This window comes from Photobacterium atrarenae (assembly GCF_024380015.1).
GTDB lineage: Bacteria > Pseudomonadota > Gammaproteobacteria > Enterobacterales > Vibrionaceae > Photobacterium > Photobacterium atrarenae.
Map to the genome: position 1 here is coordinate 390,046 of NZ_CP101509.1, position 14,675 is coordinate 404,720.

Here is a 14,675-nt window from a genome sequence, read left to right on the forward strand (position 1 = left end):
CTTAGTCTAATTTTAAAGAATAATATCAATAGCCAGAATGATTGACGATTGATAAGACAACACCATGAACAAAATGATACTGGGCGCTCCAGTAGACTGAAACTTTAAAAATAGCAAGCCTGAGAAATTGTCACTCATTTTTATACAAATGAAGGAGTTGAACATTCTGTTTTTTCAAGCAAAGTGGGAGCTGTAACCCAATGGCGGTAGCATGCTTGAATACGCACAACCAAAAGTTACACATTGATAAAACAAACCGCATAAAACAACGCCATAAATTAAAAGCTGTATTTATAAGGCAAATAATAAAATGAAAAACAGAGATATAATTCGAGAAAAGGAGCCTGACTTTGGGTTGTTATATCGCCTAGTTGATATATCAATCGTTGCCTTAACCCTCTATATTTCTCTCGGGCTCTATCTTCAGGAAGTGGCCAGCAACTATTATATTTCTTGCGCATTCGGCATGATCTGTTTTTTATTGTCTGCTGAAAGTTGTCACCTTTACCGCTCATGGAGAACAGGGACCTTCCGCGAGCATGCTATCGCAACATTGTTATCCTGGATACTGACAGTGTTCATACTGATAGCCACCGCCTATTTCACCAAGAAAAGCACTGATTTTTCACGAGTCGTGATCGGACTCTGGTTCGTACTGACTCCCTTCGCGCTAATCATCTGGCGCTTTGCCATACTGCAAGTGACTCGACAACTATATCATCGCGGATACTACACACAGAAAGCAGCGATTATTGGTGTCACAGAGAATGGTATCGCTCTTGCAGAAGAACTAAAGCTCAGAACCGATTCAGGCATCATTTTAGAAGGATTCTACGACGAACGAGATAACGACCGTATTCCGAAAGATCTCAAAGTGCCGATATGCGGCTCGGTCAGCGACGCTTTAGAGAAAGCCAGACAAGGTGAACTAAAACATATCTACATTGCAATGCCGCTTTATGCCAAAGGGCGAATCACACAGTTCCTTGAAAAGTTTTCGGACACTACAGCGAATACCTATTTAATTCCTGACTTCTTCAGTTATAACCTTTTGTATTCGCGTTTAGGGCATGTAGGCGGCATCCAGGTATTAAGCGTGTTTGATACCCCATTTAATGGCCTGACGGCATGGGTGAAACGTATTGAAGATATTATCCTGGCATCCATAATTCTTGTCCTTTCTTCTCCTTTATTAATTGCGATTGTTATCGGCGTAAAGCTCTCGTCACCAGGCCCGGTTCTATTCAAGCAAGACAGATACGGTCTGGATGGAAAGAAAATAAAAGTGTGGAAGTTTCGAACGATGAGTACGACAGACAATGGCGCCTTGATTAAACAAGCAACTAGGAATGACTTCCGTGTCACTGCTTTTGGGGCTTTTCTTCGCCGAACATCACTGGACGAATTCCCCCAGTTTATCAATGTCCTTCAAGGCACAATGTCAATCGTTGGCCCTCGCCCACATGCTGTCGCCCACAACGAAGAGTACCGAGCGATTGTCGAGCGCTATATGTTACGCCATAAAGTCAAACCCGGTATCACAGGATGGGCACAAATCAACGGTTATCGGGGTGAAACGGATACGATCTCAAAAATGGAAAAAAGAGTGGAATATGATCTTGCATACATTCAATGCTGGTCATTATCGATGGATCTGAAAATCATATGCCTGACCACCGTCAAAATATTCTCAGATAAAATGGCTTACTAAGACATGTGGCGTGATATAACCATGAAATATTCTCTCCTTATTCTGTTATTTATGTCTCCTCTCGCGATGGCTATTTTTTCGCCGGCTGCGTATGTAACAGATTCGGGCATAGAAATCACGCCGGTGATTGCGACCTCGATTCAATATGATGACAACGTTACCAATGAAAACGAGAGTAACAATCAAATCTCGTCCATGCTCCTTGAGTTGGAGCCATCCATTTTTGTCAAAGCGACGCACGGCAACAATTATTTCTATGGCGACTATATTCTTACCAAAGGCAATTATTTTAATAGTTCAGAAGACAATTACTTAGATCATCGATTCGATTTGATCAGCGAATTGAATATTAACCACCGTAACCGTCTCAATCTTGCCTATGAATTCGATCGCCTGCATGAAGCGCGCGGGACGGGCATCTCAGAAGGGATCAGCAGCACGACCGACGGATTTGATGAACCGATTGAATATAGCGCACACTATTTTCATGCCAATTATGCTTATGGCTCTGAAGGTGCCAAAGGGCAGATTGTCGGCTCCGTGGGCTACTATGATCGATCATATGAAAATTTCCGTGAGGTGACCCGATTCAGAGATTACGACGAAAACCACTATGGTGCGGCCTTCTATTACCGAATGACATCCAGTACCCGATTGTTTATGGATATCCAGCAAGAAAATCGCCGATACCAGACCACCGCACCGCAGCAACCCAGTTTAGATAACGATGTCACCTATTATTACATGGGTGCTGAATGGGACATTTCCGGAAAAACATCCGGCATCGCCAAGTTCGGCTTACAGGACAAGCGTTTTCGTGACGGGAACCGTAGCGACTTTCGCGGTAACAGCTGGGATATCAAGCTCTCCTGGTCCCCCAGACGGTACTCAACACTAAGCCTGAGCACTCTGCAACAAGCCAAAGACCCGGATCAGGCCGGTGATTATATTAAAGAGACCGCCTATGCCATCGGCTGGCAACATTTCTGGCGGGAGCGATTTTATACCGATCTCTCCTATACAAACTCAGACGAAAGCTACACCGGTATCAATCGAAAAGATACTACGAATACCTGGCAAATATCTGCCAATTACGACATGCGCCGCTGGCTTACTTTCAGTCTCGGCTGGGACTATACAGACAGGACATCCTCCCAGCCTGGTATTGATTCCAATAAACAGGTTTGGTCTCTCACAGCAACCTTTGGCCTTTAATCCAAACCGCTCAGGCCACTCTAGCGAGGTGTAACATGACGCTCATCAACGCTATTTTACTCAGCTTATTCATCATATTTCCGGTGTACGCTGCAAGCTTTGAAGATATTTATCAACTTGGCCCGGGGGATAAAATCCAAATCCAAGTCTATGGCGAGGAGGAACTCTCCGTTGATCAACTCCTGTTAAGCTCAAGTGGTACGTTTGATTATCCCTATCTTGGCCAAATCTCTGCAAAGGGGAAAACCCCTGAGCAATTGAAGAATGAAATCTATCACGGGTTGAAGGGCGACTATTTAGTCTCGCCGAAAGTACGGATCAACATCATCTCCTATCGTCAGATTTATGTGAACGGTGAAGTCAAACGCCCCGGCGGATATGAATATAAGCCCGGACTCACCGTCGATAAGGCCATCGCTTTAGCCGGTGGGTTTACCGACCGCGCTTCACGGAATGCGATTAATATCAACCCAGCCAATAATGGTCCCCAGCGGAAAAAGGTCAGCCTGAAACATAATGTTGAGCCGGGCGATATTATCGTCATCGATCAGAGTTTCTTTTAAGAATCAGTCTTCTTCAGTTTGATTTTGCAAACTAAGTGAGTGACATATGCTAGAAACACCGGTAAATCACCCTCAAAGGAAAGAAGCAAACTTTGGCTTCGGAAGCTATCTGTCGACCTTAAAGAAATACAGATTAGCCATCTTTCTCCTGACAACACTCACGGCTGTCGTGAGCTACTTCTTGGTACAATCGACTACGCCCGTGTACCGCGCCACCGCTGTGCTTCTCATAGAAGCCCAACAGCAAAAAGCTGTATCGATCGAAGAAGTGGTCGGTATCGATACCAGTAAAAAAGAATATTATCTCACCCAGTTTGAGATCCTGAAGTCGAACAAAATCGCCCAACATGTCATCGACAAGCTGGATCTGGCTACCTTGCCGGAGTTTAACGGTCAACTTGAGGACACCGGGTTACTCGCCACCATCAAGGCCTGGCTGAAGTCATCGCTATCCACCCAAACGACACTTTCGGAAATTCAGGCCACCACAATGCTGACTCGACAGGAAAAGCTGAAACGAAAAGTGTTGGCAACTTTTAAGGATAAGCTCACCATCGCGCCCATCCGGAATACTCAACTGGTGAAGATTAGTTTTGAGTCAGAGGATCCGATCTTGGCCGCACATATCGCCAATGAAGTGGGCAACAGTTATATCCAGTCAAATCTGGAAGCACGGCTATCCATTACCTCTCAGACCTCCGACTGGCTCCGCGAACGCCTGGATGAACTGAAGCAACAATTGGTTGAATCAGAAGCACGGCTCTCGAACTTTATGCAACAAGAAGGATTGATTGACTTCAGCGGTATCAACGGACTGGCATCGGTTGAGCTGACCGAGCTGACCAATCAACTGTCGGCTGCCCGGGATCGCCGGATTGCAGCTGAATCACTGTCGTATCTGCTCAACAAAAATAAAAGTGCCGACGCTGCCAGTCTGTCAACGGTGTCAGAAATCTCCAACCACCCGCAATTACGCGATATTCGTCTGGCCGAAATTGATGCAGAAAAACGTGTTTCAGAACTATCAAAACGCTATGGCCCCAAGCACGACAAAATGATTCAGGCACAGGCGCAGTTAGCGACAATTCAGCGGCATGCGAAAAAAACTCCTGACCCAACTGGCCAAAGGTCTGGATAAAGAGCGCCAGGCCGCACTACAACAGGAGGCCAGCTTAAATCAGGCATTGAAGGATAAGAAGGATGAATATCAGCAGTTAATCATCCAGGAAGCAAAATACGACGCGCTGAAGCGAGACGTTGAAAGCAACCGCCAGTTATACAACCTATTCCTTAACCGCCAGAAAGAAACCAGCGCCACCAGCGACTTGAAATCGACCAATGCACGATTCTCCGACTATGCGCTGCCGCCGCTACAACCAACCAAACCGCAAAAAGCGAAAACAGTTGCAATCGCCACAATGACCATGATGGTCCTGACAATCCTTCTGGCATTTATGCTTGAATCGTTTCGCAGCACCATCGAAAAGCCCGACGAAATTGAAGACAAACTCAATCTGCAGGCTTTAGGAGCACTGCCACTTATCAAGCCGAAGAACTACCGGAAAAAAGGGCTGGATGCGCACCTGTTCTTTGATAGTAAACAACAGGGCTTCACCGAGTCCGTCCGGACGATCCGGACATCCTTGCGACTCCAGCTGATGAATCATTCTGGTAAACGAATTGCCGTTACGTCATCTATTCCTGAAGAAGGAAAGACGACGACTTCAATCAACCTGGCTATCGCAATGGGCACCATGGAGAAGGTCCTGTTGATCGACTGCGATCTGCGAAAACCTGCTATTGGAAAGAGTTTCGGACTATCCAAGGATCATCCGGGGCTCATCAATCTCCTGGTCATGGGAGAGCCCCTCGAGGCGTGTCTCTATCATGACGCCCAGTCAGGTATCGATATTCTGACGGCCGGTGAGTCCACACCTAGTCCCCAGGAGTTGCTTGGTTCTGAGCAGTTTGCTGCGCTGCTGGCCACCCTTGAAGCGCAATATGACCGAATCGTGATTGATACGCCTCCGGCCCTGGTGGTCAGTGACGCCCTGATCATGGGTCAACAGACCGGGAGCGTCGTCATGGTCGTTAAAGCAGGTACCAAGCTAAATGAGGTCCAGGCCGCAATCGCCAAGATGACAAAACACAACATCCCGATCCATGGCGTTGTGCTGAACCAAGTTGATCGACAACACACGCAGTATGACAGCTATTACGACAAATTTGCGACCGCCGAACAGCAGCACAGCTAGCGCCTTAGGCGCCTGGCACCAGCCAAACAGGAAAGGTTGTACGATTTTGAAAGGATTACTGAAGTTTTTGAGTGCGTCCATCGTGACACAGGCGACCGCGGCAATGACCGGGCTCCTGCTGGCCCACTGGCTGATGGTTGATGATTACGCCATTTATACCGTAATGACGATGATGACCGGTGCCGTTATGGTGTTAACCAAAGGCGGTGTCAACCTGGGGCTGAACGCCATTTTAGGTCGCGTCTGGCCTGATAAACAGAAAGCTCAGCAAGCGCTGAAAGCCTCATTAATCGTCAGAAGAAAAATCGCAATCATATTGCTCCCGATGATCCTGTTTTTTTCATCCTGGTTACTTTTCGAAAATGGTGCTGACATCCTGACCATGCTCATGATGGCCTTGTTTCTCGTCATCTACTATATATTTGATTTTCAATCAAAATTACATGAGCAAATCATATTCTTCGATAACAGCGCCCATAAAGTTCAACTCATTGATGGCACACTGTCTCTTTTTCGTCTGGTCTGTATTTTAGCGCTCAAGTTTATCGGGTTCCTCAATGTAAGCTTAGCGATCTTAGTCGGGGTACTGACCGCAGGACTGCGTATTTTTCCAATTAGAAAAGCCGTCGCTAAAATTATCCCTCAACACCGGGCAACGCCTGTAACGCATGGAGATATCGACGAAGTAAAGCGCATTGCTCACCGGCAACTGTCTCTGGATATTTTTATGGTCATACAAGCGCAAGCCGTCCTCTTTGTGATTGCCTACTACGGTGATTATTCTGATACTGCAGCATTTGGCGCGCTGACTCGAATCGGACAACTTTTTCTACCGGTCACTGCCTTCATTACCGCCTACGCAGTGCCCCGGTTTTGCCAGGTCAGCCATCAAAGGCTCGTTCGGGACCTGATGTTATGGACCGGGCTGGTGTTTGGCATCGGCATGATGTTAGTCCTGCTCTCGGCGACTTATCCGGAGCTGTTACTATTCTTGGTCGGTGATAACTATGCGAGCTACACATATGAGCTACTTATCTCATGTATTTATGTCGCCTTTAACGCAGCCTGCTATTGTTTTTGGACATTACTGGCCAACAGAGGCTTAAATAAATACTCCTATGTTCAGTTAATTACTTTCCCTTTCTGGTGCTTGATTGCCCCGCTCGTCTTCGATCTTTCAACATTAAGCGGTGCACTGGCTTTTCAATTTGGTATTCCAGTAACTTTATTGATGGCAGCGCTCATGGATCTGAAAAAAGAAATGTTCTCGGGAGTTGCGATGAAGTCTCGACATTAAAAATGTCCGAATCACACGACCGCAAACCGTAATGAGCTTGGCACAAATATCACTTGTGAATATCGAAGATATGGGTTTGATATGAGAATCACGATTGTATCTGAAGTTTTCAGTCCCAAAATCGGCGGCATGGAACGATATGCCGAAGATATGGCGATGTATTGGTCAGAACAGGGTATTGCCGTCGAAATCATTACGGATACACCGGACAAGGACCACCGGCAAATCACGGAGCAATACAGCATACGAAGAGGGCTAAGTTTCACAGAAAAGGTCCGAGTATTCCGAGCGTCTGAAATAATCTTTTTTGTTGGCATCACGATAGAAAATATCCTGGCCGCATACCTGGCCCGAAGACGCGCCGTCGTCAGTCACCACGGGGTTTATATCTACAGCAATGAATTTAGCCATTACATCAAAGGCATGATCAAACGATTATTGTGCCGTCCGATGAATAACATCAGTGTCAGCAATTTTGTCGCCCGGGAAATCGGGGGCAAACAAAAAGTGATCTTGAATGGCTATCGGGATGATCTCTTCTTTCCGCCCCAACACAAGCCAAACCCAAGAACCTTTATTTTTTGTGGCCGCCTCGTTCCGGATAAAGGCGTCGACTTGCTGATCTCGGCTTTTTCACAAGTCCACCAAACCTACCCTGATGCTTCACTGGTCATCATCGGCGATGGATGCGAGCGGGGCAAGCTGACATCACAAGTCAATCAATACAACCTGAGCCATCGTGTCACGTTTTTAGGCTCACAGGCTTTACCGAAAGTCGGGGAGCAACTGAGACAAAGTACCTGCCTGGTCGTACCATCCCGATGGAATGAGCCCTTCGGCATTGTTGCACTGGAAGGCCTGGCCTCAGGATGTGAAGTGATTGCCACGGCACGAGGGGGCCTACCGGAAGCCCTGGGGGGCCATGGCCGGATTGTCGCCCCGGATGCAGACGCGATTGCAGCGGCCATGCTCGAGGTTTGCGATAGCAAACGGAACAGGCAGGAAACCGATGTAAGCAAGTATTTACAATCGAGGTGCGCCTGTTGTGTGGCCGCTGAATATTCAGCCTACCTGTTTTCAAGCATGTCGCAACACGATGTGCGTCGAAACTGGGTGAAGTGAGGGAGCATCATGTTTTTAGTCGTCCACCCCGTTGGCAATAATGCGACCAGAATGCTGATTAAAGCCATGAGTGATTCAGACGCACTACACTCCTTTCACACGTCTCTCGCTTATCATGATGGCTTACAGAGCAAACTTCTACCTCGCTTCGTGGTAGAACAACTCAAACGTCGCAGCTTCCCGGGGATCCCCAAACGGAAGGTCATGACGTATCCGTACTTCAATCTGGCCCGGATCGCCGCACAACGCCTGAACTTCACGAAACTCGTGAACAATGCAAGCGGCCGGCTCGGCGTTGAGAAGCTATACCATTACATCGATTCACATGTCGCAAACTACATTGAATCCCAACCGAACGAGCAACTCAGCAGCGTGTATGGCTTCGACGGGAAATGCTTATCAACATTCAGGCGCGCCCGGGAGTTAGGTCATCTCCGGCTCTATTATGAAGCGGCTTGTGGCTATACCCCCCATGTTGCGCAAGTGATGGCCGAAGAGAAAGAGCTCAACCCAGCCTGGCGCGCCAGTATTCCGGTGATTCAGCAAGCCACGATTGATCGACACGAGGAGGAGCTTCACCTGGCCGATCACATCATTGTCGCGAGCTCCATTGTCAAGAACGACTTAATCAAACATAACATTCATAAAACGATCTCAGTGGTGCCCTATGGCTCGCCACATGTATCAGATTCACCGCATGTACCAGGCTCTCCACACGTCTCAGGCTCACCGCTGATCACAGAGACATCCACCGTGAGCATGGCCCATCAGTCGCCGCTGAACGTCATGTACGTCGGCTCACTGTCGCAACAAAAAGGTATTTCGTATTTATTTGATGCCTTCAAGAAAGTTGGCGGTCACCAAAATCTCAATATTACCATCGTTGGCCAGGACTATAGCCTCGGCAGAAACAAAGCGCTTGCGAAGCATTTAAAACATTACCAATGGTATAAGTCCGCCCCGAACAACCAAATTATTCAACTGCTAAAAACCGCCGACATACTCGTTCTGCCCTCTCTGACGGAAGCGTTCGGACTGGTTGTTCTCGAAGCCCTTTCTCAAGGCACCGCCGTGATTGTCAGTGACCAGTGTGGCGCCTCCGATCTCATTGTGCATGGCAGCAACGGCTATGTTGTGCCGGTTCGTTGCTCAGACGCAATTGCAGAGAAACTGACCGTACTGGATCAAGACCGAGACCAGTTACGCGCCATGAAGTTGGCGGCAATCGAAACCGCAAGAACATATAGCTGGCAGCAATATGCTGAAAGTATCCGGCATTCATTAGGGATCGAGCAAAATGATTTTTCGTGTCAGTAACCAACAGGAAACAGCCCGTATTATCAAGACGCTTTTCTTTACCGTCTACGTGCTGATGCTGCTTGAAGGGGTTCTGAGAAAGTGGTTTTTTCCATCGTTCAGCTCATTGATCTTTTTTATCAAAGACCCTTTCGTCCTGCTGATTTATTTTTATGCAATTCAGGCCAAGCTGTGCCACCGGGGATATTGCTTCTACTTATACATCATCATCACCACCATTTTTATTATCCATACAGGTCTGTATTCAAGCCTGAACCCAGATAACACGGTGATTTACCTTTATGGATTTCGAAACTACTTATTCTATTTCCCCCTCATTTTCATTGGCGCGGCAGTGTTAGATAAACAAGACTTTATCAGGATGGCCAAGTTCTCACTATGGATTGCAATCCCCATCTCAGCTTTAGTGTTCGTGCAATTTATTTCGCCACCGACCGCCTATATCAATAAAGGAATCCAAAGCGAAGGTTTTGTATTCACGATTGCGGAAGGGATTGTCCGACCCTATGGTATCTTTACATTCACCATGGGGCACGTCCTGTTTATTGCCAGCCTGTTTGCCTTTTCACTTGCCTACTACTTTGGCGAAATACGGTTCGAAAAGCCGCATTGGAGGCATCTGCTCTTTATGGGAGTTTATATTCTCTGTTTCTCCTTCATGTTCTTCACCACAGGCTCCCGCTCAATCTACGCCTATGCGTTTTGTACCGCTTTGTTTCTGGGCATCCTCTGTATGATGCATCCCAACCGGTTTACGACCTCAAAACTATTCACTTTCCTGTGTATTCTGGTTATTTCCGCTTTGTTTTTCTCCTATACCGAGACCTATCAGACATTGTTGGAAAGAAACCTATCAGCAGTTGAATCCGAGGGTTCCCCCATTGCTCGGGCATTGTCCAGCTTATATGCGTTCACGGGTTACTTTACAGAAGCACCATTTTGGGGATATGGCATCGGCAGTGGCACCAATGCCGCATCGGTTATTTTAAGAGGACCCAGTGAGCAAGGAATGGGGTTCATGCTGGCAGAAGATGAATGGTCCAGAATTGTCCTTGAATTAGGCTACCTGCTGGGCGGCTTATATATCTTCCTGAGAATCATCACTGTCTACTGGCTTTTTCGGTTGTCATGGCAAGCTTTTAAAGTGAATAACTACCTCCCGATCATCACTTTTGGGTTTATTGGCCCTGTGGTTTTAAATGGTGCGATGACCATGCAAGGGACGGTTCTGGCATACGGCATCATATTCTCGGCCTATTTAGCGGGCAGTGCCTTACCTCAGGAGAAATACAATCATGGCTAGATTAAAAATCTTGCGGGTGATCAGCTCAGTGGACCCTACCCATGGTGGCCCGATCTATGGCCTGACCCATAGCTCCAAGCTCCTGGTCGAAAAAGGCCATCACATTGAGGTGCTGTCGCTGGATGATCCCAATGACAGCAAGATCCGCGGGTTCAATTATCCGCTAACCAGCTTTCGGGGCATGCTCGGCAAACTCCAGTTCAGCTATGAATTTTCCAGTTGGCTGGATCACCACGTGTCGGAGTTTGATGTGGTGATTACGCATGGGATCTGGCAATACCACTCCTATGCAACCGCAAAAGCCTGCCGTAAACACAATATCCCCTATGTGGTCTTTACCCACGGGATGCTTGACCCCTGGTTCAACCAAGTAGACCAAATCAAAGCCCTGAAGAAAAAAATCTACTGGAAACTCTTTGAAAGCTATACCGTGAATAACAGCAATGCGGTGCTGTTTACTTCGCAGGAAGAAAAAGCGCTCGCCAAAGCCGCTTTTCTCCCTTATTCCCCTGCAGAGCGTGTTGTGGCATACGGAACGCCGCAACCCAATATCGATATTGTCGCGGCAAAAGCGGCGTTCTTCAGGCTTGCCCCGCAACTACAAGGCAAGCGAATTGCGCTGTACCTGGGCCGGATTCATCAAAAGAAAGGCATTGACCTGATGCTCAAGGCCCTGGGTAACCTTGCCCCCTTGCCGGAAGATTTCATGCTGGTGATCGCCGGCCCGGACCAAACCGGATTAAAAGAGGAACTGGATGCGCTCAGTCACCAACTCGGGATCACAAAGCACATCATCTGGACCGGGATGCTCCAAGGGCACGAGAAATGGGGGGCTTACTATGCTTCCGACGTATTCATTCTGCCCTCTCACCAGGAAAATTTTGGCCTGGTTATCGCTGAGGCGCTGTCAACCGGCACCCCCGTGTTAACCACCAACAAAGTCAACATCTGGCATGAGGTCGACCACGATCAGGCCGGCTATGTCGCGCCGGATACCGTCGCCGGGATTCAATCCTTGCTCAGTCAATGGTTCGCTCTCTCGCCTAACGACAGGATCAGCATGTGCAAGCGCGCGTTGAAGTGCTATTCCCGTCATTTCTCTCTCAAAGCAGCCGCGCAAGATCTGGAAGCCATCCTCCTTGAGGTTCGAAAAGCGCATTCAACCATCACAGCGGGGAAATGCTCATGATCCCGAAAGCTAATTTACATGCCCCCGTTTATGGCTGGCAAAACAAGTTCGCAAGAACCTGCTGGAGCCTGGTTTATTACACCCTCTTTCGTTTGAGCCCCACCCCGTTGTTTGGCTTTCGCCGTCAACTGCTGCGATTCTTTGGCGCAAGAATCGGCAACCAAGCCAATATATATCCCTCAGCGCAGATCTGGCTCCCTGCCAATCTGGAAATGGCAAGCGGAGCCACGCTGGGTCCCCGGGTACAGGTGTACAACCAGGGATACATCAAAATTGGCAAAAATGCGATTGTCAGCCAGGGAGCACACCTCTGCGCCAGTACCCACGATTACGATGATCCACTCCACCCGCTGGTGCTCGCCCCTGTAACTATCGGTGCCAATGCCTGGGTGTGCGCTGATGCCTTTATCGGCCCCGGAGTGGATGTAGGCGAAGGCGCGGTTATCGGCGCAAGATCCGTCCTCATGAAAACAGCTGCGGCCTGGCAAGTCTATGCCGGGAACCCAGCCAGAGCGATCAAGCAACGTGCGCCATTTGGAGGGCAGCAATGAACGACATCTCGGTCATCATTCTTACCTATAACGAAGAAAAGCACATCGGCCGTTGTATCCGGTCACTCCAGGCCGTGACCCATAATATTTTTGTGGTCGACAGCTACTCCACGGACAACACTGTGGCGATCTGCGAATCACTCGGCGCGATCGTCTGCCAACGGGCCTGGATCAACTATGCCGACCAATTTCAGTGGGGCCTCGAGCATTGTCCGTTTACATCTGAATGGATGATGCGCATGGATGCAGATGAATATATCGAGCCCGACCTTGCCAGAGAGCTGGCATCCAAACTCCCCGCCATATCACAGAATGTGACCGGCCTGTACATCAAACGGAAATACTATTTTATCGGTCAGTGGATTAAAAACGGCAATGTTTACCCGTTAAACCTGCTGAGAGTCTGGCGCAGGGGAAAAGGCCGCATCGAAAGCCGCTGGATGGATGAGCACATTGTGATTGACAGCGGCGAAACACAACAGCTCCAGGGCCATATCGTTGACGACAATTTAAATACCACCCATTGGTGGATAGCCAAACACAACAGCTATGCTGATCGGGAGATGATCGACATTCTGGATCAAAAGTATCACTTCTTTGCTCCCGACCATGGCCTGATCACCAGCGGCAATGATTCACAAGCCAAGTTCATCCGCAAAGTCAAACAAGGGATCTACAATAAACTTCCCCTGTTTTTACGCCCGACCCTGTATTTCTTTTATCGCTATTTTATCCGTCTTGGTTTTTTGGATGGGCTCCGAGGATTTGCGTATCACTTCATTCAAGGTTACTGGTACCGCACCCTGGTCGACTTACGTGTCCTGGAAGCCAATAAGGTGCTTGAAGGTGCCGCCACGAACGATGAACGTCTGACACGTTTAGAGCAGTTAACGGGGTTAAAGCTAAAATGAACTTTATCTTATACAGCCTCAACCATGCTCCCGAGCTGACCGGTATCGGCAAATACAACGGGGAGCTCTGTCCGGAACTGGCCAAGCGTGGCATTCAAACACAAGTCGTGACTGCGCCGCCTTATTATCCTGAATGGACCATTCATCACCAATTTAGAAACTGGTGGTCCACCAAACGTGATGATCAGGGGGTGACGATCTACCGCTGCCCGCTTTATATTCCGGCCAAAGTCACCACCATGAAACGAATAATACACTTGGCTTCTTTTTCGGTCTCATCGGCTCTCACCTTGTGCCGGTTATGGCCCCAAAAACCGGATGTGATTTTTCTGGTACAGCCGACGCTTTTTTGCGCGCCGTTCACCCTCTTGTTCTGCCGCCTGACAGGGGCCAAGTCAGTCATGCATATACAAGATTATGAAGTCGACGCCATGTTTGGCTTAGGCATGGTGGGAGAAGGCCGATTGAAACGCATCACCCGGCGCATGGAATCCTGGCTGCTGCAACAATTCGATGCGGTATCGTCTATCTCCTACAGCATGCTGGAAAATGCGAAAAGCAAAGGGGTCCGGGAAGAGCAGTTGTTCTTTTTCCCCAATTGGGCAGATACCGAATTTGTCACGCCGGATGTGTGCGGCAAGCAACTCAGGCAGGACTGGGGGTTTTCAGCCAACGATAAAGTTGTGCTGTACTCCGGCAATATCGGTGCCAAACAGGGGCTGGAGATTGTCCTGGATGCCGCCCAATATTTCTCTGCTGACCCTCACGTCAAATTCGTCATTATCGGCAATGGCGCTTACCGCAACACCCTTGAAAATTCAGCTCGGGAGAAGCAATTGGCAAATGTCGTGTTCAAGCCCCTTCAGCCATGGGAAGACGTTCCCAAAATCATGGCGATGGCCGATGTCCATCTGGTGGTTCAAAAACGCGGGGCGGCAGATGCAGTCCTGCCTTCCAAGCTGACCAATATTCTTGCCGCCGGCGGTCACGCACTGATCACCGCTGAGCCGCAGACCGAGCTCGGCAGGATTGAACAGCAACATCCGGGGATCTACACCCTGGCCGAGCCGGAAAACCCTGCGGCCTTTATCGGTCAGTTAGAGACCTTATTGGCTCAAGATCTGTCGACACACAACGCTATTGCACGTCAATACGCGGAGCAGTACCTCAATAAGCACTCGATTATCGACCAATTTATTACCGACCTTCGTTCTAAATTTCAATTTTGCTGAGCTTAAGGG

Annotated in this window: 13 protein-coding genes; all 13 read left to right on the top strand. The window is 48.4% G+C overall.

From position 1 onward, the window contains the following. The first annotated feature begins 310 nt into the window (after nt 1–310). The 13 genes from NNL38_RS17945 (at nt 311) to NNL38_RS18005 (ending at nt 14,666) form a co-directional block, all read left to right on the top strand. Nucleotides 311–1,711, top strand: coding sequence for an undecaprenyl-phosphate glucose phosphotransferase (locus tag NNL38_RS17945; RefSeq protein ID WP_255391812.1), 1,401 nt, complete (start codon nt 311–313; stop codon nt 1,709–1,711). A 21-nt stretch (nt 1,712–1,732) separates the two neighbouring features. Next, entirely contained in the window at nt 1,733–2,926 is a 1,194-nt protein-coding gene (locus tag NNL38_RS17950) for an outer membrane beta-barrel protein (RefSeq protein WP_255391813.1), read from the top strand. A gap of 35 nt (nt 2,927–2,961) precedes the next feature. After that, nucleotides 2,962–3,489: a polysaccharide biosynthesis/export family protein gene (locus NNL38_RS17955; protein ID WP_255391814.1), complete on the top strand. Its 528-nt coding sequence runs from the start codon at nt 2,962–2,964 to the stop codon at nt 3,487–3,489. A 46-nt stretch (nt 3,490–3,535) separates the two neighbouring features. After that, nucleotides 3,536–4,627 carry a GumC family protein gene (locus NNL38_RS17960; RefSeq protein ID WP_255391815.1) on the top strand — a complete coding sequence of 364 codons (1,092 nt, stop codon included), beginning with the start codon at nt 3,536–3,538 and terminating at the stop codon, nt 4,625–4,627. Next, nucleotides 4,584–5,744, top strand: a complete 1,161-nt coding sequence (locus NNL38_RS17965; protein ID WP_255391816.1) for a polysaccharide biosynthesis tyrosine autokinase — start codon at nt 4,584–4,586, stop codon at nt 5,742–5,744. Before NNL38_RS17960 ends, NNL38_RS17965 begins: the two co-directional genes overlap by 44 nt. Before the next feature lie 46 nt (nt 5,745–5,790). Beyond that, complete coding sequence (locus NNL38_RS17970; protein ID WP_255391817.1) at nt 5,791–7,041, top strand: lipopolysaccharide biosynthesis protein; 1,251 nt, start codon at nt 5,791–5,793, stop codon at nt 7,039–7,041. Nucleotides 7,042–7,122: 81 nt separating this feature from the next. Continuing rightward, nucleotides 7,123–8,163, top strand: coding sequence for a glycosyltransferase family 4 protein (locus NNL38_RS17975; protein ID WP_255391818.1), 1,041 nt, complete (start codon nt 7,123–7,125; stop codon nt 8,161–8,163). Nucleotides 8,164–8,172: 9 nt separating this feature from the next. Continuing rightward, entirely contained in the window at nt 8,173–9,480 is a 1,308-nt protein-coding gene (locus NNL38_RS17980; RefSeq protein ID WP_255391819.1) for a glycosyltransferase family 4 protein, read from the top strand. Beyond that, nucleotides 9,461–10,783, top strand: a complete 1,323-nt coding sequence (locus NNL38_RS17985; RefSeq protein ID WP_255391820.1) for a hypothetical protein — start codon at nt 9,461–9,463, stop codon at nt 10,781–10,783. Before NNL38_RS17980 ends, NNL38_RS17985 begins: the two co-directional genes overlap by 20 nt. Beyond that, the gene (locus tag NNL38_RS17990; RefSeq protein WP_255391821.1) at nt 10,776–11,972 is read left to right on the top strand and encodes a glycosyltransferase; all 1,197 of its coding nucleotides are present in this window, start codon (nt 10,776–10,778) and stop codon (nt 11,970–11,972) included. The genes NNL38_RS17985 and NNL38_RS17990 overlap by 8 nt, the downstream gene beginning before the upstream one ends. After that, nucleotides 11,969–12,523, top strand: a complete 555-nt coding sequence (locus tag NNL38_RS17995) for an LbetaH domain-containing protein (RefSeq protein WP_255391822.1) — start codon at nt 11,969–11,971, stop codon at nt 12,521–12,523. Before NNL38_RS17990 ends, NNL38_RS17995 begins: the two co-directional genes overlap by 4 nt. Further along, nucleotides 12,520–13,434: a glycosyltransferase family 2 protein gene (locus NNL38_RS18000; protein ID WP_255391823.1), complete on the top strand. Its 915-nt coding sequence runs from the start codon at nt 12,520–12,522 to the stop codon at nt 13,432–13,434. The genes NNL38_RS17995 and NNL38_RS18000 overlap by 4 nt, the downstream gene beginning before the upstream one ends. Next, nucleotides 13,431–14,666: a WcaI family glycosyltransferase gene (locus NNL38_RS18005; RefSeq protein WP_255391824.1), complete on the top strand. Its 1,236-nt coding sequence runs from the start codon at nt 13,431–13,433 to the stop codon at nt 14,664–14,666. Before NNL38_RS18000 ends, NNL38_RS18005 begins: the two co-directional genes overlap by 4 nt. The last annotated feature ends 9 nt before the right edge of the window (nt 14,667–14,675 follow it).

Coding starts and splice junctions, on each gene's coding strand:
- NNL38_RS17975 (WP_255391818.1), top strand. CDS start 7,123: ATGAGAATCACGATTGTATCTGAAGTTTTCAGTCCCAAAATCGGCGGC.
- NNL38_RS17985 (WP_255391820.1), top strand. CDS start 9,461: ATGATTTTTCGTGTCAGTAACCAACAGGAAACAGCCCGTATTATCAAG.
- NNL38_RS17945 (WP_255391812.1), top strand. CDS start 311: ATGAAAAACAGAGATATAATTCGAGAAAAGGAGCCTGACTTTGGGTTG.
- NNL38_RS17955 (WP_255391814.1), top strand. CDS start 2,962: ATGACGCTCATCAACGCTATTTTACTCAGCTTATTCATCATATTTCCG.
- NNL38_RS18000 (WP_255391823.1), top strand. CDS start 12,520: ATGAACGACATCTCGGTCATCATTCTTACCTATAACGAAGAAAAGCAC.
- NNL38_RS17980 (WP_255391819.1), top strand. CDS start 8,173: ATGTTTTTAGTCGTCCACCCCGTTGGCAATAATGCGACCAGAATGCTG.
- NNL38_RS17990 (WP_255391821.1), top strand. CDS start 10,776: ATGGCTAGATTAAAAATCTTGCGGGTGATCAGCTCAGTGGACCCTACC.
- NNL38_RS17950 (WP_255391813.1), top strand. CDS start 1,733: ATGAAATATTCTCTCCTTATTCTGTTATTTATGTCTCCTCTCGCGATG.
- NNL38_RS18005 (WP_255391824.1), top strand. CDS start 13,431: ATGAACTTTATCTTATACAGCCTCAACCATGCTCCCGAGCTGACCGGT.
- NNL38_RS17960 (WP_255391815.1), top strand. CDS start 3,536: ATGCTAGAAACACCGGTAAATCACCCTCAAAGGAAAGAAGCAAACTTT.
- NNL38_RS17995 (WP_255391822.1), top strand. CDS start 11,969: ATGATCCCGAAAGCTAATTTACATGCCCCCGTTTATGGCTGGCAAAAC.
- NNL38_RS17965 (WP_255391816.1), top strand. CDS start 4,584: ATGCGAAAAAAACTCCTGACCCAACTGGCCAAAGGTCTGGATAAAGAG.